At 36.2% G+C, this 24,773-nt stretch carries 21 protein-coding genes and 1 other RNA gene; 19 read left to right on the top strand and 3 right to left on the bottom strand.

Translation table 11 applies throughout. The annotated features are described in order from the left end of the window. Window positions 1-10 precede the first annotated feature (10 nt). A complete protein-coding gene (lolA, locus tag LCX93_RS06665) occupies window positions 11-526 on the bottom strand; it encodes a LolA-like outer membrane lipoprotein chaperone (protein ID WP_193149738.1) in 516 nt (171 codons plus the stop codon). 137 nt (window positions 527-663) lie between these two features. Here lolA and LCX93_RS06660 point away from each other — a divergent pair, with 137 nt between their 5' ends. The 3 genes from LCX93_RS06660 (at window position 664) to LCX93_RS06650 (ending at window position 6,615) form a co-directional block, all read left to right on the top strand. Then, window positions 664-2,637, top strand: coding sequence for a DUF2075 domain-containing protein (locus LCX93_RS06660; protein WP_226065252.1), 1,974 nt, complete (start codon window positions 664-666; stop codon window positions 2,635-2,637). 187 nt (window positions 2,638-2,824) lie between these two features. Then, complete coding sequence (secA, locus tag LCX93_RS06655; protein WP_226065250.1) at window positions 2,825-5,416, top strand: preprotein translocase subunit SecA; 2,592 nt, start codon at window positions 2,825-2,827, stop codon at window positions 5,414-5,416. Then, window positions 5,413-6,615, top strand: coding sequence for an ABC transporter permease (locus tag LCX93_RS06650; protein WP_226065248.1), 1,203 nt, complete (start codon window positions 5,413-5,415; stop codon window positions 6,613-6,615). The genes secA and LCX93_RS06650 overlap by 4 nt, the downstream gene beginning before the upstream one ends. A gap of 9 nt (window positions 6,616-6,624) precedes the next feature. On the opposite strand, the gene LCX93_RS06645 is transcribed toward LCX93_RS06650, so the two are convergent. Continuing rightward, the gene (locus LCX93_RS06645) at window positions 6,625-9,768 is read right to left on the bottom strand and encodes a YhdP family protein (RefSeq protein ID WP_226065246.1); all 3,144 of its coding nucleotides are present in this window, start codon (window positions 9,766-9,768) and stop codon (window positions 6,625-6,627) included. Between LCX93_RS06645 and mltG the strand changes: the two genes are divergently transcribed. From mltG to LCX93_RS06595, 10 genes are all read left to right on the top strand, one after another. Further along, complete coding sequence (gene mltG, locus LCX93_RS06640; RefSeq protein WP_226065244.1) at window positions 9,698-10,642, top strand: endolytic transglycosylase MltG; 945 nt, start codon at window positions 9,698-9,700, stop codon at window positions 10,640-10,642. The two genes, LCX93_RS06645 and mltG, sit on opposite strands and share 71 nt — an antisense overlap. Window positions 10,643-10,773: 131 nt before the next feature. Further along, window positions 10,774-12,951, top strand: a complete 2,178-nt coding sequence (locus tag LCX93_RS06635; protein ID WP_226065242.1) for an NADP-dependent isocitrate dehydrogenase — start codon at window positions 10,774-10,776, stop codon at window positions 12,949-12,951. A gap of 207 nt (window positions 12,952-13,158) precedes the next feature. Further along, entirely contained in the window at window positions 13,159-14,115 is a 957-nt protein-coding gene (gene mdh / locus LCX93_RS06630; protein ID WP_226065240.1) for a malate dehydrogenase, read from the top strand. Window positions 14,116-14,118: 3 nt separating this feature from the next. Next, on the top strand, window positions 14,119-15,510 hold the full coding sequence (gene fumC / locus LCX93_RS06625; protein WP_226065238.1) for a class II fumarate hydratase: 1,392 nt from the start codon (window positions 14,119-14,121) through the stop codon (window positions 15,508-15,510). 130 nt (window positions 15,511-15,640) lie between these two features. Further along, window positions 15,641-16,816: an ADP-forming succinate--CoA ligase subunit beta gene (gene sucC, locus LCX93_RS06620; protein WP_226065236.1), complete on the top strand. Its 1,176-nt coding sequence runs from the start codon at window positions 15,641-15,643 to the stop codon at window positions 16,814-16,816. A gap of 3 nt (window positions 16,817-16,819) precedes the next feature. Next, on the top strand, window positions 16,820-17,695 hold the full coding sequence (sucD, locus tag LCX93_RS06615) for a succinate--CoA ligase subunit alpha (RefSeq protein WP_226065234.1): 876 nt from the start codon (window positions 16,820-16,822) through the stop codon (window positions 17,693-17,695). 328 nt (window positions 17,696-18,023) lie between these two features. Further along, entirely contained in the window at window positions 18,024-18,374 is a 351-nt protein-coding gene (locus tag LCX93_RS06610) for a 4Fe-4S binding protein (RefSeq protein WP_151900272.1), read from the top strand. Then, window positions 18,371-19,525 carry a 2-oxoglutarate synthase subunit alpha gene (locus LCX93_RS06605; RefSeq protein WP_226069419.1) on the top strand — a complete coding sequence of 385 codons (1,155 nt, stop codon included), beginning with the start codon at window positions 18,371-18,373 and terminating at the stop codon, window positions 19,523-19,525. Before LCX93_RS06610 ends, LCX93_RS06605 begins: the two co-directional genes overlap by 4 nt. Next, a complete protein-coding gene (locus LCX93_RS06600) occupies window positions 19,525-20,379 on the top strand; it encodes a 2-oxoglutarate ferredoxin oxidoreductase subunit beta (protein ID WP_193149718.1) in 855 nt (284 codons plus the stop codon). Before LCX93_RS06605 ends, LCX93_RS06600 begins: the two co-directional genes overlap by 1 nt. A 10-nt stretch (window positions 20,380-20,389) precedes the next feature. After that, window positions 20,390-20,947: a 2-oxoacid:acceptor oxidoreductase family protein gene (locus tag LCX93_RS06595; RefSeq protein ID WP_226065232.1), complete on the top strand. Its 558-nt coding sequence runs from the start codon at window positions 20,390-20,392 to the stop codon at window positions 20,945-20,947. A 98-nt stretch (window positions 20,948-21,045) separates the two neighbouring features. Here the strand turns inward: LCX93_RS06595 and LCX93_RS06590 are convergent, their stop codons facing one another. Next, complete coding sequence (locus LCX93_RS06590) at window positions 21,046-21,663, bottom strand: TetR/AcrR family transcriptional regulator (RefSeq protein ID WP_226065230.1); 618 nt, start codon at window positions 21,661-21,663, stop codon at window positions 21,046-21,048. Between the two features lie 174 nt (window positions 21,664-21,837). On the opposite strand from LCX93_RS06590, the gene rnpB reads away from it, so the two are divergent. From rnpB to LCX93_RS06560, 6 genes are all read left to right on the top strand, one after another. Continuing rightward, window positions 21,838-22,164: RNase P RNA component class A (gene rnpB, locus LCX93_RS06585), an RNA gene on the top strand. A 191-nt stretch (window positions 22,165-22,355) separates the two neighbouring features. After that, window positions 22,356-23,213, top strand: coding sequence for a helix-turn-helix domain-containing protein (locus LCX93_RS06580; protein WP_226065228.1), 858 nt, complete (start codon window positions 22,356-22,358; stop codon window positions 23,211-23,213). A gap of 4 nt (window positions 23,214-23,217) precedes the next feature. Next, window positions 23,218-23,433, top strand: coding sequence for a hypothetical protein (locus LCX93_RS06575; RefSeq protein WP_226065226.1), 216 nt, complete (start codon window positions 23,218-23,220; stop codon window positions 23,431-23,433). Then, on the top strand, window positions 23,430-23,882 hold the full coding sequence (locus LCX93_RS06570) for a type II secretion system protein (RefSeq protein ID WP_226065224.1): 453 nt from the start codon (window positions 23,430-23,432) through the stop codon (window positions 23,880-23,882). The genes LCX93_RS06575 and LCX93_RS06570 overlap by 4 nt, the downstream gene beginning before the upstream one ends. 94 nt (window positions 23,883-23,976) lie before the next feature. Next, the gene (locus tag LCX93_RS06565) at window positions 23,977-24,183 is read left to right on the top strand and encodes a hypothetical protein (protein ID WP_226065222.1); all 207 of its coding nucleotides are present in this window, start codon (window positions 23,977-23,979) and stop codon (window positions 24,181-24,183) included. A 4-nt stretch (window positions 24,184-24,187) separates the two neighbouring features. Further along, on the top strand, window positions 24,188-24,694 hold the full coding sequence (locus tag LCX93_RS06560; protein ID WP_226065220.1) for a hypothetical protein: 507 nt from the start codon (window positions 24,188-24,190) through the stop codon (window positions 24,692-24,694). Window positions 24,695-24,773 lie beyond the last annotated feature (79 nt).

The following is a 24,773-nucleotide window of genomic DNA, read 5'->3' as shown; positions in this document are numbered from 1 at the left end:
CCGTTTCTGTTTACTCACTGACTATATCATACTCATCCGGAATATCCGGTACATATTTATCTTGCGATATTTTTTTATTTATTTTTTGATTTTTAAATACAATCTTTATATCATTTTCAAGTTCATCTTTGTATGAAATAGATTTAATTATGGAATTTTCTGTTTTTATGATGTACGCTTTATTCTGAAAATTCGCTAAATAACTCCCTTTGGCAATCTCTTTTGCATTGTGAATAATTTTAAAAAGATCAAAATCTCCATTAAGATGTTTAATGATGACCTGTTCTAACTCCGGTTCAATAACTACAATTTTATTTTGTAAAATATAAACGCTTTTTTGCACAGGTTTTGTATACTGCCAAAGAGCATAACGAGGTTTAGAAGCTGTTACATGCCCCGTATATGTTATCTTCACTCCTTTGTCATCTACTATTTTTTGTAAAAAATCTGCTTCAAAACTGTTTATATTTTTTATACTTGCATAGCCAGATGTTACTAACAATGCAGCTAAAATTATTCTTTTCATTTCTCTCCTTTGGAAAGAAATTATAGCAAATTATTCATTTATACTCAGACAATAGATAACTATAGAGTATTAAAAATAACATATATTTGTATATAATGTGTTTATAGACAGTTTAACAGACACAAGGAATATATTAAATGCAAAGATCCTATTATTCAAATCATTTAGGTGAATTTATTCAAGAAGATACAAATAAAATACTTGGTAACTTAGCAAGGCATCATAATCATGCTTTAGAAGATTTGCAGAAAAATGCTTGGATAAAACAAATAGAATTATTAAAGAAAATATTTTACAAGTATACGAATGGTTATATATTCTTTGAATTTTCAATTCCGAGAATGGGAAAACGTGTTGATAATATAATTATTTTGGATGATTCAATATTTGTTGTTGAATTTAAAGTTGGTTCATCTACATATGATAACAATGCGATTGAACAAGTTATAGATTATTCACAAGATTTAAAGAACTTTCATGAAGGAAGTCATATTCACAAATTATTTCCAATACTTATCGCCACTGAAGCAAATAGTAGAGAAAATATAATTGAACCATTACAAGATAATCTATATAAACCTCTTCTCGTTAATAAAAATTCTATTTTGAATGTGATTGAGAGATGTTTATCTCTAGGCAAGGAATATGATTTATGCCCACTAACATGGGAAAGTTCCAGGTATAAACCAACACCTACTATAGTTGAAGCAGCCCAGGTACTATATAAAGGTCATAATGTAAAAGAAATCTCAAGATCAGATTCTGGAGCAATCAATTTATCAATAACTACAGATAAAATAAATCAAATAATTACTAATGCGAAAAAAATGCATAAAAAATCAATTTGCTTTATAACAGGAGTTCCTGGAGCAGGAAAAACACTTGCAGGGTTAAATATTGCAAATGAAAGAATGAATATCGATGAAAATGAACATGCGGTTTTTTTATCAGGAAATGGTCCATTAGTTGATGTCTTAAGAGAAGCTTTAACAAGAGATGAAGTTAAGAATGCAAAAGAGCAAGGACAAAAATTAACAAAAAAAGAAGCTGCTATAAAAACACATGCATTCATTCAAAATATTCATCATTTTCGTGATGATTCTTTAATTAGCGATAAGGCCCCTATTGAAAAGGCAGTAGTGTTTGACGAGGCTCAACGGGCTTGGAATCAAGAACAAACAAGTTCTTTTATGAAAAGAAAGAAAGGACTGGACAACTTTGACTCATCTGAACCAAAGTTTTTAATTGATGTGATGAATCGTCATGAAGATTGGTGCACTATAATTTGTTTAATAGGTGGTGGTCAAGAAATAAATACGGGTGAGGCTGGATTAGAAGAGTGGATTGAATCTTTACAGGCTTATTTTCAAGATTGGGATATTTATTTATCAGGCTCAATTATAGAAGATAAAAACTATCTAAAAAATGATACTTTAAAAGAATGGTTAAAGGATAATGCTAAAATTGATGAGAACTTACATTTATCTGTTTCAGTTAGATCATTTAGATCAGAAAAATTATCAGATTTTATTCAGTCAGTTTTAAATATTAATCTTACAAGATCAAAAAAATTATATAACAACTTTTTAATAAATACTTACCCCATAATGCTTACACGAGATTTTAAAAAGGCAAAAAGATGGTTACAAGAAAAATCTATAGGGAGTGAAAGAAGTGGTGTTATGGCTTCATCTGGTGCATATAGATTAAGACCATTTGGGATAAATGTGAAGAATCAAATTGATGCTCCTATTTGGTTCTTAAATAATAAAGAGGATATTAGGTCTTCATATTTTCATGAAGAAATTGCGACAGAGTTTGATATTCAAGGATTAGAACTTGATTGGACCTGTGTATGTTGGGATGGAGATTTTTATCTTCACAATGGTCAATGGATGTTTAGAAAATTTAAGGGAACGAAGTGGCAAAATATTCATAAAGAGAATATAAAAGAATATTTACTTAATACTTATAGAGTTTTACTAACAAGAGCTAGGCAAGGAATGATAATATTTATACCTTTTGGATCAGTAGATGACAAAACACGATTGCCAGAATATTATGATGAAACATTTTATTATCTTAAAAAAATAGGTATACAAGAGATATAATTATGGAAATAAATGAGAACCAAAAGCAATTTAAAATTTTGTTTTTGAGGTTTAAGTATTTTTTTAGATTTGATATGTATAAATTTTTTTGCATTTATACTATTTATTAGATTTAATGTGATAAAATAAGAACAATTTCAGCGATTACTATATAGTAAATTATATAGTGACGATAATAAGGTTGCAAATGCTACAAGCATTCATGGGTAAGGTATTTGGTACTGCAAATGACCGAGAATTAAAAAAATATGCGAAAAAAGTTAAAAAGATTAATGAACTTGAAAGTAAATATGAAGTTTTAAGTGATGATGCACTCAAAAATGCTTTTGAAGATTTGAAACAAAGTGTACGCAGTGGTGAAAAGAGTCTTGATGATGTACTGTATGATTCTTTTGCCATTACAAGAGAAGCTGCAAAACGTGTTTTGAATATGCGTCATTTTGATGTTCAGCTGATAGGCGGTATGGTTTTACATGAGGGCAGAATTGCCGAAATGAAAACCGGTGAGGGAAAAACCCTTGTGGCTACACTTGCCATTACGCTCAATGCAATGACAGGCAAGGGCGTTCATTTGGTTACAGTAAATGATTATCTGGCCTCTCGTGATGCAAAAGAGATGGGCGTATTGTATAACTTTTTGGGTTATAGTGTAGGGACTATTTTAGAAGATATGCATGACCCGATTGAAAAAAAAGCGGCATATGATGCAGATATTACCTACGGTACAAATAATGAGTTCGGTTTTGACTATTTACGTGACAATATGAGTTATTCAAAAGACCAGATGGTACAGCGTGGACATAATTTTGTAATTGTCGATGAAGTGGATTCTATTTTAATTGATGAGGCGAGAACGCCTTTGATCATTTCAGGGCCTACAAACAGAAATATGCAGGATTATCTCAAAGCAAACAGAGTTGCTTTGGAGTTGAATAAAGAAGAACATTTTACTGTTGATGAAAAAGACAAAGTAATATTAATTACAGAAGAGGGTATTACAAAAGCGGAAGAGCTTTTTGGTGTTGAAAATCTTTACAGTGCAGAAAACGCTTCTTTGCCACACATGCTTGACCAGGCTTTAAAAGCAAATTATCTTTTTGAAAAAGATGTTGATTATGTTGTCAATGAGGGGGAAGTTGTTATTGTTGACGAATTTACGGGTCGATTAAGCGAAGGACGCCGTTTTTCTGAAGGTCTGCACCAGGCACTTGAAGCCAAAGAGGGTGTAGAAATCAAAGAAGAAACACAAACACTTGCAGATATTACTTTTCAAAATTACTTTAGAATGTATGACAAACTTGCGGGAATGACAGGTACTGCCGAAACAGAGGCAACAGAATTCGCACAGATTTACAATCTGGATGTTGTTTCCATTCCTACAAATATTCCGATTGCAAGAAAAGATTTGAATGATTTAATATACAAAACAGAAGAAGAGAAATTTACAGCTGTCATTGAAACTATTAAAAAACTAAGCAAATCAGGACAACCTATTTTAATAGGTACGGCTTCTATTGAAAAGTCTGAAGTTTTACATGAAATCCTGAAGAAAGAAAAAATTGCCCATACTGTTTTAAATGCAAAAAACCATGCGCAAGAGAGTGAGATCATCAAACATGCCGGTGCAAAGGGTGCTGTAACCATTGCAACAAATATGGCAGGACGTGGTGTTGACATTAAGGTAAGTGATGAAGTAAAAGAGCTCGGTGGTTTGTATATCATCGGAACAGAGAGACATGAAAACCGCCGTATTGACAACCAGCTACGCGGACGTTCCGGGCGTCAGGGTGATCCCGGAACAACACAATTTTATCTTTCACTTGAAGACAATCTTTTACGAATATTCGGCAGTGATAAAATCAAGTCTATTATGGAAAGACTCGGTGTTGAAGACGGTGAATATATAGAATCAAGAATGGTAACCCGTGCAGTTGAAAAAGCACAGAAAAAAGTTGAAAATATGCACTATGAAGGGCGTAAGCAAATTGTTGAGTATGATGATGTTGCAAATGAGCAAAGAAAAATCGTGTACAAATTCAGAAATCAGCTTTTAAGTGATGATTATGATATTGCTGCTAAAATCGATGAAATCAGAGAAGAGTATGTTGCAAATCTTTTAGCTCGTTCTGATATATTTGCCGGTGCAGACAAAGAAGATTTTAATCTTGAAAAACTCTCCCAGCTTCTCAAAGAAGAGATGAATTTTGATCTGGACACTGAACAGCTAAAAGAGTTGGAATATGAAGAATTATATGCAAAAGTTACAGAACTGTTGAAAACTGCTTATGATGAGAAGATGGGTGTGCTGGATGAACAGACAAGACAAGATATAGAAAAAGAGTTTTATCTTAAAGAGTTGGATAATGCCTGGAGAGAACATCTTTACGCAATGGACAATATGAAAACAGGTATTCGTCTGCGTGCATATAATCAAAAAGATCCTCTTGTTGAGTACAAAAAGGAGAGTTTTGGTCTTTTTGGCGAATTAATTAATGATATTAAATTCAACACTATTAAAACCTTGCAGATTATACAGTTTCAGATGGAGTCTCCGGAAGAAGAAGCTGCCAGAATTTCCAAACAGCTTGAAGAAGAGAAAAAAGCACAAGAAGCATTGATGCGGCTTAACCATCATGACAATGTAGACATTGATGCAGAAGATGATTTTGTTGTGAGTAAAAAAATAGCAAGAAATGACCCCTGTCCGTGCGGAAGCGGAAAAAAGTATAAACAATGCTGCGGAAAAAGCGGTCCGAAAAAAGGTGTTTTTGCTTCTTGAAAAAATCAATAGTTTCTTACCTTGTTAAAAGATTTTTACGCTTTGACAAGGATCAGCCTTTTATCTTTATATCTGCACTTTTAGCCTTTATAGGAATTACGCTCGGTGTTATGGTACTTCTTATTGCCATGGCCCTTATGAATGGTTTTGACAAGGAGTTTAAAGACAAACTGACTGTTATGAACTACCCTCTGACCATCATTCCAAAATTTTACGGTGCTGTAAACAGTAATCTGCTTATGGATTTGGAAGCAAAATTTCCTCATTTGCAGTTTAGCCCTTACATTCAATCTTCTGTGATGGCCAGAAGCGGTTCGAGACTCGAAGGTGGGTATCTCTTTGGTGTCAATCTTGAGGATGAAGCGAAAGTCAATTCGGTACTTGCCAAGGCAATTACGGGGCACACCTTTAAAAAATTTGATGTTGTTGTAGGAAAAACTCTTAAAGAAGAATTTAATTTACATGTAAATGATAAACTGATGTATATTTTTACAAATGTAGAACCGGGCGGACTCTCTGTTACTCCAAAAATAAAGCGCTTTAAGATCAAGTCGTTTTTTGATTCAGGACTTTCGGCTTATGACAAAGCATACTCTTACACAACACTGGAGGCTATGCAGACCATAGAGCATATGGCTTCAAATGAATATGACGGTATTCATATATATTCCAAATATCCACGAAAAGATATAGAAAAAATAAAAAAAGTGCTGCCAATCAGTGTAACAATAAAAGGTTGGTGGGAAGACAATATGAATTTTTTTGCTGCTTTGGAAATGGAAAAAACCTCTCTTTTTATTGTCCTGATGCTTATTATTCTTATTGCTTCTATCAATATCATCTCTTCTCTTTTAATGACTGTAATGAACAGAAGAGGCGAAATTGCACTTTTGCTCTCTTTGGGTGCAACGACATCTGAAATTAAAAAGGTATTTTTGTATCTGGGAATTGTTATAGGAATTACCGGTATTTTAGCCGGTATTGTCTTTGGATTGAGCGGTATATGGCTACTGAGTACTTTTGATATTGTCTCTTTGCCAAAAGATGTTTATCCTACCTCAAGACTTCCTCTGGACTTGACACTGCATGATTTTGTTTTTATTGTCGCAGGTGCTTTTGGTATCGTTGTCGCTTCTTCTTATTATCCTGCCAAAAAGGCAAGTGAAGTAGACATACTGACTGTTCTTCGAAATGAGTAGTAAAAATTCCTAGAAGAGTTTTTGAAGTACTTTAAAAGGAAAGGTAAGTGTTCGCTTGATGATATTGAGCGGTGCTACAATAATATCTTTGGCAACCATGGTATTTATAGTAGGATCGCTGAGCTTTCCTGTAACTTTGAGTGTGGTTGATATACTTTTTCCATCAAAAATAATATAACCGACAAGTGGTACTTTTGAGAGATTACTTCCCAGGTCTGTTTTTAGATTTAAAACCAAATTGATACTGTTCCTGTTGACATCCGCGCTCCCTTTTCCGAGTATTGTCAACTCTTTGGATTCAAGATAAATATCTGAAATATCAAAAACACCTTTTTTTGCATGAAATTTTACATAGGCATTCTTTACATGTAAACCTTTTTTACTGTAACCCGGCAGTGAAAAAGTAACAAGAGAGGGTATTGTGTTGACAAAAGCCAGGATATTATTTAGAAGTTTATAGTCAATCATTATAGTATCATGCATGTAAAAAACACCCTTGTAGTCTTCAAGTGTTCCATTCATAGAAAAGTCCAGACTCCCGCCACTGAATTTAGACGGGGCAAAGAGTTTTTCCATAAATTTATCATTAAAGTTTTCTCCATAAAGATGAAAAGTATTGTTTTCAAGCTTAAATCCTGCATTTCCTTTTTTATGAATCAGTTGTGCTGTTAAGATATTATTGTAATACTGCAGATGCATTGTATCTGAAACAGCGTATCGGTTGTTGCCAAGATAAAGATAGGAATCTATCGCATCTACGGAAAGCTTAAAGTTGCTTGTTTTTGCATTTGACTGTTTTGTTATTTGTTTTGTAAATTTGACAATAGCATCTACATTCAGACCGGCATCATGTATTTTGACTGCAACATCTTTATCTATTTTAATGTGCATTTTCTTGTTTACATTGAGATAAATTTTTTGCTTTTTTGTAATTTCTCCTGTTACCGTGTAGGTACTGACTTCCTTGTTTTTGTTGACCAGTAAATGATAAGGATAGTGTAAAGTCGCGCTAAACTGAGTATGGGGGGCATCGTTTTTTTTATAAAAACTGATTTTCCCTTCATTGAGTTTATACTTTTGTAAAAAACGTGATTTTTTTGCAAGAATCTCAATAGCATTAAGTGTTAACTTCCATTGTTTTTCATTGGATACAAAAGAAGCATCAAGTTCTCGTGAATCTATTGTAATGTTTTCACCGTCAATATACCCGCCTAGCATTATTTTGTTGTTTTTATAGAGGATGGCATCTGTTTTTGGATTTTTCAATACAAAGTCATTTAAACTTATATGTGCTTTTTTTGAATCAAAATCATAATAGGCATAGACTTTTGTACTGATATAATCACTGATTTGTAAAAATGTATGTTTTAAATATATACTTTGTTTGTCAAAATTTATATAAAAATTGCTTGCTTTGTATTGTGAACCGTTAACATTGAAAAATATATCTTCCTGCGAAGAGACAGATAAAGTCTTGTCGTATTGTACTCGTAACGGTGTTACTGTTTGTGTGAGTTCTATACCGCTGTACTGTAGCTTTAAGAGATCTACATCAAGATTTATTTTAGATGCATTGAGGTCTATTATTCCGTTGACATACCCATTTGTCATTTTCCAGATATTAAAATACGTTGCCGGTATATTTGCCTGCAGTTTTTTCAGATCAAAATCCGCTGAGAGCTTGTCAAGTGTAATAATTTTGTTTTTATACTGCCATTTTGAAGAATCTATATCTATTGTGTCCTGCTTTGGATTAATACGGTAGGCTACATGCAACGGTCCTTTTTGTGTATCAAGAGAGAGGCCCTGTGTCTCTATTTTGTGAAAGTTTAAGTTTATTGTTCCTATTGATTTCTTTGCATTAAAGTTTACATATACATTTGCCGCAGCAATCTCTTTGTATTTTGCCTGCATTTTATCTATCAGCACATCATAATTATCAAGATGTATGTGCGTATTGAAAATATCTATATTCAGTCCAAGGTAGTCAAAGTTTGCTTTTTTGGTATAAAAGTCTCCTTTGGCATCTACATCAATTGTATGCAGGTTGACCTCTATCGTTAAGTCTGTATTGAGTGTGCCTTTTCTTTGTAAAAAAGGCAGTTTTATTTTGTAGGTGTTCAATACATGTAACATATCTTTGTTAAGCATACCCTCAAACAGCAAATGCAGTGTTAAGAGTTCTTCTTTTTTATTGAAGTCAATTTTAAGCCAGCTTTTTCCTAAGTTCATTCCGTACGTCAAAGTATTTTGAGGTTTTATATATAAAACACCCTTTTTAAATTCAAGGTTTGTCTGCCTGCTTTTTACGGCCTCAAGTTTTGGATTGTATGTATAGATGAGTTTTTGTGCAACTGCCTGGATATATATATTTTTATAAGCATTTTGCAAATCATTATAATCAATAAAACCATGAAATTTTTGAATATCAAGATATTGCATTTTAATGGCAGTATATGCCCAGTATATTACTTCTTTTGGCAAATGTGCGATTTTTATCAGGTGAGAAATATCAGTTATGTGTTTGTTGCTGACAACATTGTAAATGAGTTGTTTTTCATCTGCAATTGCATAAACAGTAAGGTCTGCATCATTATGAATATCAAGGTCAATTTTTGTGTATACTTTTTGCGCCTGTGTATCAAAAATAACACTGCCTTTTATATTGACAGCCCTTTTTTTGTCTTGAAACTTTTTTATTACGACTCTGAGCAGATCTGCTTTTGCATAAATTTTCGATTCAAAATCAAAATCCGGAGATTGAAAAACAAAAAAGCCCTGGTCACTACTCGTGTATTTAAAAGAGCCTGTGGCATTGCCAAACACTATGTTGCTGACAACAAGAGCGCGAAACCAGTGTGTTGTTTGCGTAACAATTTTAAGATATTTGCTGAACTCTTTAAAACTGACACTGTTGGCTGTTTTGTTGTTTTGTCTGTCAATTTTTAAGGTTTTAACAGAAACAGTAAGTCTGTCGTCCCATTTGATATAAATACTTTTTGCATGAATATTTGATATAGAAACATTATCAAGATATAATCCATTTTGTAAAACTATAAACAAACCAACAAGAAGAAGAAACATGAAAGTAAAAAAAACAACTATACTCGCGTATGTTTTCGCAATAATCTTTGTGATTGCATTATCTTTCATGTACTACCTTAATAAACCTATTTATACGCCCAAAGTCCTCTATATTCCTGCAGGCTCTATTAATAAAATTATAACACAATTGCAGTCTAAAAATTATGATGTCTGCAAAATCGATTCTTTTCTTTTACGGATGATTGGCTCCCCTCAAAGCGGATGGATAAATTTACAGACAAGGGTTAACACCAAAGCGGATTTTTTATATAAACTGACAAGATCCAAGGCAGCTTTGCAAAATGTTACACTTATTCCTGGAGAGACTACTTATATATTTTTAAATCAACTGGCAAGTAATTTGCATCTCAACAGACAAAAACTGCAAAATGAATTCAACAAGTATGCTCCAATGAAAGAGGGCGTTTTTATTCCTGATACCTACAGACTTCCTTTGGGTATTACGGAAAAAGAACTTATAAAAGTGTTACTAAACAGCTCACACAGAAAAATGAAAGAACTCTCGCTAAAGTTTTTCGGCAATTATAATGAAAAAAAATGGTTTCGATATGTAGCAATAGCATCCATAATTCAAAAAGAATCAGCCAGTGTAAAAGAGATGCCCTTGGTGAGTTCTGTTATATACAACAGGATAAGTAAAGGGATGAAACTGCAAATGGACGGAACGCTTAACTACGGAAAGTATTCGCATCAAAAGGTCACACCCTACCGAATTAAAAATGATACTACAACATACAATACATACAGACATGCAGGGCTTCCAACTGCTCCTGTCTGCAATGTAAGTATTGATGCCATACGGGCTGCGGTATTTCCTAAAAAAACAGACTATCTCTATTTTATGAAATCCAAAAAAGGAACACATAACTTTACATGTAACTATTCTACACATTTACGCAACATAAAGCGTGCTACAAAATGAAACAAAAAAGAAAGATAATGTGAACTTTTTCCTGTCAATGCACGGTTTGTTTCTCTTAAGTGTTATTATTTAATTCGTAAAGTTCATAAGTATATAATTTATGAATAAATATTAACTCAGAAGGACAGAACATGTCAAAAATTATTTGGTCAAAAATTGATGAAGCTCCGGCTTTAGCAACATATTCTTTATTGCCAATCGTAAATGCTTTTACAAAAGAAGCAGGTGTAGAAGTTGTAACTAGTGATATTTCACTTGCAGGGAGAGTTTTAGCAGCAATGGGTCTTGGAGAAGATGAATTGTCTAAGCTTGGTGAACTTGTGCAAAAACCGGAAGCGAACATTATTAAGCTTCCAAATATTTCTGCTTCAGTTGGTCAATTAAAAGACTGTATTGCCGAACTTCAGTCTCAAGGATATGACATTCCGAACTATCCGGAAAATCCTGCAAATGCTGAAGAGGAAGCTATCCAGGCCAAATACAGTACTTGTCTTGGTTCTGCGGTTAACCCTGTCCTGCGTGAAGGAAACTCTGACAGACGTGCAGCACATGCAGTTAAAAAATATGCACAGAAACATCCACACAGACTCAAGCCTTTTGCTGAAAACTCAAAAGCTTATGTTGCTCACATGAATGGTGACGGTGATTTTTATGGAAATGAAAAATCAGTTACGATGGACAAAGCACAAAAAGTAACAATTGCATTAAACGGCAAAGAGTTAAAAACCATTGATGCGCTTGAGAAAGAAATTCTTGACGGTACATTTATGTCAGTGAAAAAGTTAAGAGCGTTTATTCAAAAAAGTATTGATGAAGCAAAAGAAAAAGGTGTTATATGGTCTATTCACCTCAAAGCTACAATGATGAAAATTTCTGATCCGATTATGTTCGGACATGCATTCCAGGTTTTCTTCAAAGAAGTTTTTGACAAATATGCAGACCTTTTTGCCGAACTGGGTGTAAATCCAAACCTTGGTATGAGTGACTTGGAGAAAAAAATTGCCGGTCATGCTAAAGAGGCAGAAATCAAAGCTGCATTCCAGGCTGTAGTTGATGCCGATGCACCAAGAATTGCAATGGTTGATTCTGACAAAGGGACAACAAACTTTAATGCTTCAAACGATGTGATTATTGATGCTTCTATGCCTGTAGTTGTTCGCGAAGGCGGTAAACAATGGGACAGAACAGGTGCAGCTGATGAGTGTGTTGCTGTTATTCCTGACAGTACCTATGCAATGTTTCACCAAGAGATGGTAGCTGACTGTGTGAAAAACGGACAGTATGATGTAACTACTATGGGAAATGTTGCGAATGTCGGTCTTATGGCACAAAAAGCAGAAGAGTATGGTTCTCACCCGACAACTTTTGAACTTGCAGAGAGCGGTACGGTTACAGTTACTGCCGAAGACGGTACGGAACTTATGAAATTTGAGTGTGAAAAAGGTGATATCTGGAGAATGTCTCGTGCGAAAGATATCCCGATTCAAGACTGGGTACGTTTGGCGGTTGAACGTGCAAGAATCACAGGAAACCCTGCTGTATTCTGGTTGGATGAAGATCGTGCACATGATGCGCAGATGATTCAAAAAGTAAACAAGTATTTAAATGATCACGACACGACAGGTCTGGATATTAAAATTATGGATATTGCTTCTGCTACAAGATTTACAAATGAAAGAGTAAGAGCAGGTAAAGATACAATCTCTGTAACCGGTAATGTTCTTCGTGACCACTTGACAGATATGTATCCGATTTTAGAGCTTGGAACATCTGCAAAAATGCTTTCAATTGTTCCATTGTTGGCCGGCGGCGGTTTATTTGAAACAGGTGCCGGTGGTTCTGCTCCTAAGCATGTGGATCAGTTCTTAGAGTGTGGTCACCTCAGATGGGACTCATTAGGTGAGTTCCTGGCACTTGCCGAATCATTAAGAATGATGTACCAAAAAAGTGAAGACAGCAAAATCGGTGCATTAACAGAAGGTCTCGACAAAGCAAACGAAGGATACCTTGACAATGATAAAGCGCCGAGCAGAAAATGTGGTGAGCCTGACAACAAAGCGTCTCATTACTGGGTAGCACGCTACTGGGCTGAGGCATTAAGTACACAAACTGCTGACACTGCTTTGGCAGAAAAGTTTACACCGATTGCCGAAACACTTATAAAAAATGAAGAAAAAATTCTTTCCGAGCTGGCTGCTGCGGAAGGTTCTCCGAAAGATATCGGTGGTTATTTCCACCCGGATGATGCCAAAGCTGAAAAAGCAATGCGTCCGTCTGCAACATTGAATACAATAATTGATTCAATCTAAGTTGAATTATATCGTGCGTAAGGTATACTTATGCACGATATTCCTCTTTTTTATGTAACTCTTATTTTACAGGTGCTATATACAAAAGATGAATGCCGTTTCATCTAAAACTTTCGATGTCTGAATATACTTAAATGTTATGTGTTCGCACATATTGTTTAAGTGTACTGTACTGGTCATCATACTATTTAATATTAAGGAGCATATATGAGTCAAGGAAAAAGAGTAGGGATAGTAGGTGCTGGTAATGTTGGTGCAACAGTAGCATACTCTCTGGCAATGCTTGGGTCGTGTCATGAAATTATTCTTCGTGACAACAAAATAGATGTAGCAAAAGGAAAGGCTTTGGATATGTCTCAGGCAGCCTCTGCTGTAAGAAGTCATACCGTAGTTAAAGTTGCTGAAGAGATGTCGGATTTGGTTGACTGTGATGTTGTTGTTGTAACTGCCGGCAGTCCAAGACTTCCTGGTATGAGTCGTGATGACTTACTGATGATTAATGCAAAAATTACAAAAGAAGTTATTCAAGGTATTGCAAAATACTCTCCAAACGCAGTTGTTATCATGGTTTCAAACCCGCTTGATGCGATGACTTATGTAGCACTGAAAGAGAGTGGATTTGACAGAAGCCGTGTTATCGGAATGGCTGGAATTCTGGACAGTTCGAGAATGGCTGCATTTATTCAAGAGAAGCTTGGTTATGGCGGCGGACAGATTCGTGCTTCGGTTATGGGCGGACACGGAGATGATATGGTGCCTCTTCCTCGCTACTCGACTGTAGCGGGTGTGCCTTTGTCAGATGTGCTTACAAATGATGAAATTGCCGAAATTGTTGACAGAACACGTCACGGCGGTGCTGAAATTGTGGGATACCTAAAAACAGGTTCCGCTTATTATGCGCCTGCAAAATCAACAGCGATTATGGTAGATGCAATTTTAAAAGATACAAAACAGATTCACCCTTGTGCGGTATGCCTTGAAGGTGAATACGGATACAGTGATGTAGTTTCGGGGGTGCCTGTAATGCTTGGTGCAAAAGGTGCTGAAAAAATCATTGAAGTGACACTCGATGAAAAAGAAAAAGCAATGTTCGCAAAATCTTGTAAATCAGTTCAGGATTTGATAGACACATTAAAAGAAAACAATTTTTTTGAAGGGAAATAAAGAATGAAGAGTCGTATAGAAAAAGACACCATGGGTGAAATCGAAGTACCGCAAGATGCTTATTGGGGTGCGCAGACACAAAGAAGTATTCAAAACTTTAAAATCGGTGAAGAAAAAATGCCATATGAGATTACCCGTGCATTTTCATACCTGAAAAAAGCTGTGGCACTTGTCAATAAAGACCTTGGAAAACTCGATGCAAAAAAAGCAGATGCAATTGCACAGGCTGCTGATGATATGTTGGCAGGAAAACTTGACGGAAACTATCCGCTTGTTGTATGGCAGACAGGTTCAGGTACGCAATCAAACATGAACAACAATGAAGTGCTTGCAAATCGTGCAACTGAAATTTTGGGCGGAGATTTTACAAAAGAAAAACTTGTACACCCTAATGATGATGTTAACAAGTCACAGTCTTCAAATGATACATACCCGACTGCTTTACATGTAGCGGCTGTTATCGCTGTCGAAGAGAACCTTCTTCCTGCTATTGCAAAACTTAAAGCTACTTTACAGGCAAAAAGTGAAGCCTTTGCCCATATAGTAAAAATCGGTCGTACACACCTGCAGGATGCTACACCACTTACGCTTGGGCAAGAAATAAGCGGTTGGGTTGAGATGCTAAACAAATGTGAAAAGATGGCAAAAGAGTCTCTTGAAGCAGTTAGAGAGTTGGCACTTGGCGGAACGGCAGTCGGAACAGGGTTGAATGCTCATCCGGAACTCGGTGAAAGAGTTGCTAAAAAACTCAGTGAATTGACAGGGCATGAATTTGTGACAGCCCCAAACAAGTTTCATGCTTTAACTTCCCATGATGCGCTTGTTTTTGCCCACGGTGCGCTCAAAGCGCTTGCTGCTGATATGATGAAAATAGCAAATGATGTGCGATGGTTGGCATCAGGTCCTCGTTGCGGCCTTGGTGAAATCGAAATTCCTGCAAATGAGCCGGGAAGTTCTATTATGCCGGGTAAGGTAAACCCTACACAAAGTGAAGCGGTAACAATGGTTACCTGTCAGGTTATGGGAAATGATGCAACAATCGGTTTTGCAGCAAGTCAGGGAAATTTTGAATTAAATGTTTTTAAACCTGTTATAGCATACAACTTTTTACAGTCTGTACGTCTTTTGGCTGATTCTATTGTGTCTTTCAATGATAATGCCGCTGTGGGAATCAAACCTGTTGAGGCAAAAATAGATCATTATTTACATGATTCTTTGATGCTTGTAACAGCTTTGAACCCGTATATCGGATATGAAAATGCAGCCAAAATTGCAAAAACTGCGCATGCAAACAATTCAACATTGAAAGAGACAGCTGTCGAACTCGGGCTTTTGACACCTGAACAGTTTGACGAATATGTAAAACCGGAAGAGATGATTGCACCTAAGGCTTAAAAGCCAATGCAAGCGAGGAACTAAATTCCGAGTCGTATAAGGCTTAAAAGCCAATGCAAGCGAGGAACTAAATTCCGAGTCGTATAAGGCTTAAAAAGAAGCATCCCTCAATTTTAAACAAGGAGAATAAATGAATATACATGAATATCAGGCAAAAGAAATTTTTGCTGAGTATGGTGTTCCGACACCAAAAGGTAAAATTGCAAATTCAGTGGAAGAAGCTGTAGAAAATGCAAAAGAGTTAGGTGGACCTGTCTGGGTTATCAAAGCGCAAATACATGCAGGTGGTCGTGGACTTGGCGGTGGTGTAAAACTGGCTAAAAGTCTTGATGAAGTAAAACAGTATGCCCAGGAAATTCTTGGTATGACTTTGGTGACACACCAGACAGGTCCTGAAGGTAAACTTGTACAAAAAGTATATATAGAAGACGGTGCTGACATTAAAGATGAGCTCTATCTTTCCGTAGTGCTTGACCGTGCACAGGAAATGCCGATTATCATGGCTTCTACTGAAGGCGGGATGGACATAGAAACTGTAGCAGAAAAAACTCCGGAAAAAATCATTAAAGTTACTATTGATCCTTCTATCGGATTTCAAGGTTTCCATGGTCGTGAATTGGTTTTTGGTCTGGGAATTACAGACAAAAACGAACAGCGTAAGATGATTGATTTTGCTTCTAAACTTTATAAGCTTTATATGGACAAAGATGCAGAGATGATAGAGATTAATCCGCTTGTAAAAACAGGTTCTGGAGATTTTATTGCACTTGACGGTAAAATGGGATTTGATGATTCGGCACTTGGACGCCACCCTGAACTTGAAGCAATGAGAGATATTTCAGAAGAAGATCCGGATGAGCGTGAAGCTGCCCAGTATGGTCTTTCTTATATTGCTCTTGATGGTGAAATCGGCTGTATGGTAAACGGCGCAGGGCTCGCTATGGGTACTATGGATACAATTAACTACATGGGCGGAACACCTGCAAACTTCCTTGATGTCGGTGGAAGTGCTAATGCTGAAACAGTTGCGAAAGGTTTTGAAATCATTTTGAAAAACCCAAATGTCAAAGCTATTTTTGTTAATATTTTTGGTGGAATTGTGCGATGTGATCGTATCGCAAATGGAATTTTGGAAGCTACAAAACTTGTAGATGTTCATGTTCCGGTTATTGTTCGTCTTGACGGTACAAATGCGCCAGAAGCAGCAGAGATTCTTAAAAATGCAAATATACCAAATGTAATTCCAGCGACAGACTTGGCAGATGGTGCTGCAAAAGCTGTTGCTGCAGCAAAAGGAGAGTTATAAGATATGTCAATTTTAGTAAATAAAGATACAAAAGTAATCGTTCAGGGTTTTACCGGTAAAGAGGGTACTTTTCATGCTGAGCAGTGTATTGATTACGGTACAAATATTGTTGGTGGTGTAACACCAAACAAAGGTGGAGAAACACATTTGGGCAAACCGGTTTTTAATACGGTTAAAGATGCAGTGGATGTAACCGGTGCTACTGTTTCTATGGTTTTTGTTCCGCCTGCATTTGTTGCAGATGCTGTTATGGAAGCTGCTGATGCAGGAATTGAACTTGCTGTAATTATTACAGAAGGGGCTCCTGTTAAAGATATGATGTTTGCCAAGCAATATGCTACTAAACACAATATGAAAACAATAGGGCCAAACTGTCCTGGTATCATTACAGCTGAAGAATGTAAGATTGGTATTATGCCTGGAATGATTTTCAAAAAAGGCAATGTCGGACTCATTTCCAAATCTGGAACACTTACTTACGAAGGTGCCAACCAGGTTGTAAAGGAAGGATTTGGTATTTCTACTGCTGTTGGTATCGGCGGAGATCCGATTATCGGACTTTCATACAAGCAGATTCTGCCAATGTTTGAAGCAGATCCAGAAACAGAAGCAATTGTAATGATTGGTGAAATCGGTGGAGACCTTGAGATCCAGGCGGCAAAACTGATAAAAGAGCAAATCACTAAACCTGTTGTTGCTTTTATAGCGGGACAAACGGCTCCTAAAGGCAAACGTATGGGTCATGCAGGTGCGATTATTTCAGGGAGTGCCGGTACTGCAAAAGAGAAAATGGAAGCTCTTGAAGCTGCCGGTGTTAAAGTTGTTGTTTCTCCAGCAGAAATCGGAAAAGCTGTCGCTGAAGTTTTAGCAAAAAAATAATTTATTTTTATATTCTTTCACAAAAGGCTTTCTGGAAAAGTAATTTTTTTCAGAAAGTTTTTCCTCCTCTTTTTTTATAATTTATATCTCTTTTTAATTTCTTGAATTTTCAACACCTGTGTGTAGATACTAAACGGTATATGGTTTTTGTAATTTATACTTTAATCCTATTTTTTAAAATTTCAATACAAGTGTGTAGATACTAAACGTTATATGCTTTTTTTGGTAATAAACATCAACTTTTATAATAAAGTTGATAATGATTTGCTATACTTTTATATGCAAACTAATATACATAGTTAATTTGTACTTAACAACAGGAGAATAAATGGGAACTTTTAAAACTGAAAACCCAGGAAATGAACCAGTATGGGTAAACACGAACAACTGTAAAGCGTGTGACATTTGTGTGTCTGTGTGTCCTTCCGGTGTATTAGGAATGGTATATGACCCAACATCTACACTGGGTGCAATGATATCAATTGATTATCCGGAAGATTGTATCGGGTGTAACGAATGTGAACTTACATGTCCGGATTTTGCTATTTATGTAGCAGACAGAAAAGAACTAAAAGCTGCAGGAAAAAGTTTTGCAAAACTGACTGATGAAGCGAAAAAAAGACAAGCGGAAATTGTTGCAAACAACTACATGTCTGTGAAACAAAAAGGAGCTAAATAATGAGAGAAGTTATCTCGACAGGTAATGAATTAGCTGCAAAGGCTGCAGTAGAAGCAGGAGCAAGATTTTTTGGAGGATACCCGATTACACCTTCATCGGAAGTAATGCACGAATCTTCTGATTTACTACCAAAGGTTGGCGGTGTCTGTATTCAAATGGAAGATGAAATAGGTGGTATTTCAGCTGCAATTGGTGCATCAATGACAGGAACAAAATCGTTTACAGCGACATCAGGTCCTGGTATTTCTTTGAAAGCTGAGCAGATTGGTCTTGCTTTTATTGCTGAAATTCCATTGGTTATCATCAATGTTATGCGTGGTGGTCCTTCTACGGGTCTTCCTACTCGTGTTTCTCAAGCAGATATCGGTCAGGCACAGTATCCGACACATGGTGATTATGCATCTATCACTCTGTGTGCAGGTTCATTAACTGAATGTTATACACAAACAGTACGTGCATTTAACCTGGCTGAAAAATATATGACTCCTGTTTTTATGCTTCTTGATGAAACAATCGGGCACATGCACGGAAAAGCTGAATTACCGGATATTGAAGAAATTGATGCTGCTATAGTTGACCGTGAAAGATTTCATGGCAATCCTGAAGATTACAAGCCATACAAAGCAGAAATGAACAAACCGGCTGTTCTAAATCCTATGTTTGAGGGTTATAAATACCACATCACAGGTTTACATCATGGAGATGAAGGTTTCCCTACCGAAGATGCAGAACAGTGTGAATTTAACATTGAACGTTTAGTCGGTAAAATCAATACAGTACACTTGGAAAACGGTGGACTCGATGATCTTCCTGACTATGAAGAAGTTGATTTGGAAGATGCTGATGTTTGTATTATAGCATACGGATCTATTGCACTCGGTGCTTATGAAGCTGTGAAAAAACTTCGTTCAGAAGGTATCAAAGCAGGACTGTTCAGACCAATTATGCTATGGCCGTCTCCTATTAAAAGATTAGAAGAGATCGGTAAGAAATTTGAAAACAGAATTATGGTGACTGAACTCAATATGGGTCAGTACTCAAAAGAAATTGAACGCGTTATCAAACGTAATGATTTTACTACTTTACTCAAAGCAAACGGTCGTCCTATCGCACCGGCAGAAATGGTAGCAAAAATTAAGGAGATGATTTAATGGCATTTAATTATGATAAATATTTACGTGTAAACAAAATGCCGACACTGTGGTGTTGGGGTTGTGGTGATGGTGTTATTTTAAAAGCAACTATTCGTGCAATTGAAAAAATGGGATGGGATATGAAAGATGTTTGTATCGTATCCGGAATAGGGTGTTCTGGCCGTTTTTCTTCATATATCGACTGTAATACTGTTCACACAACACATGGTCGTACTGTTGCATATGCTACCGGTATCAAACTTGCCAAGCCGCATGCACATGTAATCGTTGTTGCAGGTGACGGTGACGGACTTGCAATCGGAGGAAACCACACTATTCATGGCTGTAGAAGAAATATTGATTTGAATTTTATTCTAATTAACAACTTTATTTATGGTCTTACAAATTCACAAACATCTCCGACAACACCTCGTGGTATGTGGACAGTGTCTCAGAAAAACGGTAATATTGATCCAACTTTTGATGCCTGTAAACTAGCAATTGGAGCAGGGGCATCTTTTGTTGCACGTGAATCTATGACAGATCCTAAGAAACTTGAAAAAATTCTCGTAAAAGGTTTTTCTCATAAAGGTTTCTCATTTATGGATATTTTTTCTAACTGTCATATTAATCTTGGTCGTAAAAACAAAATGGTTTCTGCGATGGATAACCTCAAATGGATCGATGATATTACACTTCCGTTGAAAAAATGGGAAGCGCTTTCTGAAGAAGAGCAGTTGAATATTTTCCCGACTGGTGTATTGAGAGAAGTTGAGCAGGAAGAGTATTGCGATATGTATGCTGAAATTCAAAAAGCAGCACAAGGGCAACGTCCTAAAATCACTCAAGATGATTTTGAGAAAAAAATATAAGGGGTTATAGATGAGACATACTTTAAGATTTACTGGTGTCGGCGGACAGGGTGTTCTCCTTGCCGGTGAAATTATGGCTGCCTGTAAAATTAAAAACGGTGGATATGGACTGAAAACAGCTACTTATACTTCTCAGGTTCGTGGTGGTGCAACTGTTGTTGATATTACACTTGATGATGAAGAGATTCGTTATCCGTATGCAAACGAGGGTGAAATTGATTTTATGCTTTCTGTTGCAGATGTTTCTTATCACCAGTTTAAAAAAGGGGTAAGACCAGGAAACAAGATAGTTGTTGATCCAAACCTTGTTCATCCAACTGATGAAGACAGAAAATTATGGGATATTATTGAGATTCCTATTATTACAATCGCAAAAGAAGAGGTTGGTAATGTTATTACTCAATCTGTTGTTGCTCTTGCGATTACAAACACGATGACTGGTGTACTTCCGGAAGAGTCTTTGATAGAAACAATGCTTTCAAAAGTTCCGCCAAAAGTTCATGAGGCAAACAAAAAAGCATACGCGCTTGGTAAAGCCTATGCTTTAGATGCGATGGGAACAAAATAACTTTCAACCTTTAGCATATAAAAAAGCAGTTCTTTTCAGGAGCTGCTTTTTTTTAAAACAAGAGTCTAATATTAATTAGTATCTAATATTCTATAATATCATATTTTAATGCTTTCCCAAAAAAAATCTACATGTTTTTCAAATTGTGTCGCAAGCGAATTTGTCGAATAGGCATCAAACCTCAATAATGTAACCTGGAGTCTGATATAAAAGAGGGTGCTGATAAATTCATAAGCAATAAGCATTGGATCAGAAGAGCGAATTAAAGAATTTTGCATCATAATGAAAAAGCCTTCTGAGAGTAAGGCAATATTTTTATCATGGTATTGGCTCATAAACTGTTCTCTGAGGCTTTTGTTCTGCATAAGTTCAATCATGAGCAGCCTGAACATGTTTTCGTTCTTCCTGTCAAATGTCAGCATTTTGTACTGCATTGTATATTTTTGCAAAAACGGTTTTCCCCGAAATGCCAATTCTTTTACTTCGTCTTCTGAAAAAGAGAAGGGCGAAGAGAAGATATTTTTAGCAACTTCAAGAAATATCTCCTCCTTGTTTTTGTAATGATTATATAAGGCACTCTCTCTTATTCCAACTTCAGCAGCAATTTTACGCACACTGGCTCCTTTGTATCCGTAGTGTGAAAAGAGGGTGGTTGCGGCTGTAAGTATTTTTTCTTTAGTTGTGTTTTTTTTCTGTATATCCCTGTTTTCAGGCATTTAAAGCTCCTTTTCTTTTAAAAGTGAACAATTGTTCTTGCATATGTAATTATATATGAACACTTGTTAATATCTTCTTAAACACAAGTGAACACTTGTTCTTATTGCTTTATGTGACTACGAACAGATGTTCATATTCTAACCTTTGTTTAGAATTTTTATGTATAATTCCATCAGGCATAAGAGATAGTAACTTGAACCTGTATTCAAGAGGAAAGTCCGAGCTGCTGTAAGACAGTGTTCCATTTAACTAATGGCCGTAGCAATACGAGGGAAAGTGCAACAGAAAACAAACTTCTACCTTTTGGTAGTAAAGGTGAAAAGGTGGTGTAAGAGACCACCAGTCTTTATAGCAATATAGAGAGCTTGTAAACCCAACATGGCAGCAAGAAACAAATGGTTAGCGTCTTACAATGCTATTGTTTCGCTAGAGGCACAACGCAAGATGTGCAGTAGATTAATGCTATCACTACAAAACTCGGCTTATCTTATGCCTGAAAACCACTCTCAAGAGAGCAGATGATTTTTCAAGAGAATTTACATTATGTTAACCAATGTAAAAACAAGCCCTCTAGGCACTTATAAGCCTCTTTCATTATATAAACTACGCTAATTTAAAATAACTCCAAACTAAGCTAAATCGGCTTAAGTTTTCTTCAAATCATCCACTAAACTTAAACGGAGTTTTTACAGTGGAGAATCAAAAAATAGACCTACCTCGTGATTTAGTTATTCCAACAAAACTTGCTTTGAGCAAAGAAATAGAAGACGAATACAAGTTTCTTTACATGTATATAAGTTACAGAGCTTCTACACGCGGTTATATTTGGTATCAAAACGACACTCTTGCTAATCATTTAGGAAAAAGCTTAGCCTCAATCAAACGCGGATTAAAAGCACTAAAAGAGGCCAAATGGATTCATATAGAAAACCGTGTAAAAAAAGGCAAACTATATCACCAGGACATGCGCCGTGTCATCTGGATTTACAGCGATTACCTCGTAGCACTTGACAAAGGCGGTTACGGTGTTGCCCGCCCTCTTGCATTTAGTACCTGGAAGAAAAGATTTATAGGTGCGCTGCTAGATTCTTCTAAAATACCTTTAGTGCTCTATTTCTTCCCGACAGTTGAAAAAATGGGAGAGATGAAAATAAACTACGACCCGCAAACAAAAAAACTCTATGCCTACGTTCTAAACGGTGCCAACAAATGGGAGACAAGGAAGCTAGACCGCAGTGAAGCCGAAGAAGCGTACAAAGAGCTATACGACTTCTATAGCTCACAGCACACAGACGAAGAAAGCCAGAACGCTGCCGACGATTCAAAACAATTTAAAAAGATAGACAACTTCAACGCATTTCAAAAATTCATACGAGAGGAGTACACAGATAAAACAATTGCAATTATTAATGACAAGGAGATCATCATTAACGCCCTGGGCTTGTTAATGGTAATCGAGGACAAAGAGGTAAAGCAGCTCGACACAGATTTAGCGATACAGACGTGGCAGTGGCTTTTTGTAAATCAAGATGAAATTATTAGGAGTTAGTAAAATGAGTATAGAAATAGGAATTTCAAAACCAGGATCAGGTATGAGTTATGAAAATTTAAATGAAGAAATCAAATCACCAGAAGAGGAAGTAAATATTGATGACGTGAACATGTTGATAACTTTCTTAGAAGTGCAGCCAAAAGAAATTACTGTTAATGATTTACTAAATCAACTCATTGCTGTCAAAGAATTATTAGAGAGAGGTATGAAACTATGAAGACATCAAAAAAAACTGGTTTTACAATGATAGAGCTTATCTTTGTAATTGTTATATTGGGAATTCTGGCAGCAGTTGCCATTCCAAAACTAACAGCTACACGTGATGATGCAAAAGTATCTAAAATGAGTACAAATTTAAATACTGTTATTAGTGATTTAGGATCCAGATATACATCAAAAGGAACTTTAGACACTTGGAAAAACTCAACAAATGTACCTCTAAAATTGGATGCTACGAATTATGTGGCAAGTAATACTGCAGTAACGACTCCCGCATACTTATACAATGGTGATGCACAGTGTATTAAATTTGTTTCTACTACTGATGGCAATTTAACAATATCAGCAGGATCCAATACAGATGACACAGTTTGTAAAGGTGTACAGGATTCACAATCTAAAAATTTAAAAAGCCATATATTTGGCGGTACAAGAGTAGTCTATTAATCTACTCGCGTTACCTGGTCCGTCCGTAAAACCGCCGGGTATGTAAGTCGAGATATAAAAAACCGTTTAGTACGGTAAAAACAAGGGGATTTCCATGAAAAAGTGGATATTAACTTTACTGGCGATGTTAACGCTAAGTTTTTCAAATGCTTTTGCAGGTGCGACTGATTTCGCTACTGCTATACCTACAAGTCTTTTACCGACTGGATTCTGGACTCTGGCAGCTCTAGTGCTTGGTGTCGTTGCAACAATCGGCGGTGTCATCCTCGGTATTAAACTTATGAAGAGAGCGAGAGGCTAAGGGTATGTTTCGCCCCCTCTTCTTAGGAGCAAGTATCATACTTGCTTCTAATCTCCTTTATTCCAAAACCATTACGATTGATGGTGTTTGGAATGGCGGAGGCAAAGAAGTCTACACAGAAGGAAATGAGCAGTATTGCTTGTTAAATACAGGAACGCAGGTAGAGCTCTCTTTAACAACAAGAAGAAGAATTTATTCAACAATTTATCTTACACAGGGTCAAGTAGTTGCATCGGGAAGATGGCGTAATCCATATTTAAAGGTTGAAAATTTGAATAAAAAACTCTATAAAGTAGTCCTGGCACCAGATAATCCACAAAATAACAGTAAATATACATTAGAGGTTACATACACAGGAACATTCGGACGCTGCACAGATTATTATCAGGCCGGATTTCTTGGGATGTCTATAGAGCAGGTAAATTTTATATTAGGTCTTGCGGGTTTGTTTACCGCACTTCTGTTTTTCGGTTCTATTACCTATGTAATTTTAACACTGGGGAACTTTTAAGATGGGATGGGTTCTTGAATTAAGCAGTTCACCGGCTTTTAATTTCGCGTTCTCATTTACGGCGATAGTCTGGGCCTGG

This window comes from Sulfurimonas sp. SWIR-19 (assembly GCF_020410885.1).
Taxonomy (GTDB): Bacteria; Campylobacterota; Campylobacteria; order Campylobacterales; family Sulfurimonadaceae; genus Sulfurimonas; species Sulfurimonas sediminis.
This window is presented reverse-complemented; position numbering and strand designations above follow the sequence as displayed.

Coding starts and splice junctions, on each gene's coding strand:
- lolA (WP_193149738.1), bottom strand. CDS start 526: ATGAAAAGAATAATTTTAGCTGCATTGTTAGTAACATCTGGCTATGCA.
- LCX93_RS06660 (WP_226065252.1), top strand. CDS start 664: ATGCAAAGATCCTATTATTCAAATCATTTAGGTGAATTTATTCAAGAA.
- secA (WP_226065250.1), top strand. CDS start 2,825: ATGCTACAAGCATTCATGGGTAAGGTATTTGGTACTGCAAATGACCGA.
- mltG (WP_226065244.1), top strand. CDS start 9,698: ATGAAAGTAAAAAAAACAACTATACTCGCGTATGTTTTCGCAATAATC.
- LCX93_RS06645 (WP_226065246.1), bottom strand. CDS start 9,768: ATGAAAGATAATGCAATCACAAAGATTATTGCGAAAACATACGCGAGT.
- LCX93_RS06635 (WP_226065242.1), top strand. CDS start 10,774: ATGTCAAAAATTATTTGGTCAAAAATTGATGAAGCTCCGGCTTTAGCA.
- mdh (WP_226065240.1), top strand. CDS start 13,159: ATGAGTCAAGGAAAAAGAGTAGGGATAGTAGGTGCTGGTAATGTTGGT.
- fumC (WP_226065238.1), top strand. CDS start 14,119: ATGAAGAGTCGTATAGAAAAAGACACCATGGGTGAAATCGAAGTACCG.
- sucC (WP_226065236.1), top strand. CDS start 15,641: ATGAATATACATGAATATCAGGCAAAAGAAATTTTTGCTGAGTATGGT.
- sucD (WP_226065234.1), top strand. CDS start 16,820: ATGTCAATTTTAGTAAATAAAGATACAAAAGTAATCGTTCAGGGTTTT.
- LCX93_RS06610 (WP_151900272.1), top strand. CDS start 18,024: ATGGGAACTTTTAAAACTGAAAACCCAGGAAATGAACCAGTATGGGTA.
- LCX93_RS06600 (WP_193149718.1), top strand. CDS start 19,525: ATGGCATTTAATTATGATAAATATTTACGTGTAAACAAAATGCCGACA.
- LCX93_RS06595 (WP_226065232.1), top strand. CDS start 20,390: ATGAGACATACTTTAAGATTTACTGGTGTCGGCGGACAGGGTGTTCTC.
- LCX93_RS06590 (WP_226065230.1), bottom strand. CDS start 21,663: ATGCCTGAAAACAGGGATATACAGAAAAAAAACACAACTAAAGAAAAA.
- LCX93_RS06575 (WP_226065226.1), top strand. CDS start 23,218: ATGAGTATAGAAATAGGAATTTCAAAACCAGGATCAGGTATGAGTTAT.
- LCX93_RS06570 (WP_226065224.1), top strand. CDS start 23,430: ATGAAGACATCAAAAAAAACTGGTTTTACAATGATAGAGCTTATCTTT.
- LCX93_RS06565 (WP_226065222.1), top strand. CDS start 23,977: ATGAAAAAGTGGATATTAACTTTACTGGCGATGTTAACGCTAAGTTTT.
- LCX93_RS06560 (WP_226065220.1), top strand. CDS start 24,188: ATGTTTCGCCCCCTCTTCTTAGGAGCAAGTATCATACTTGCTTCTAAT.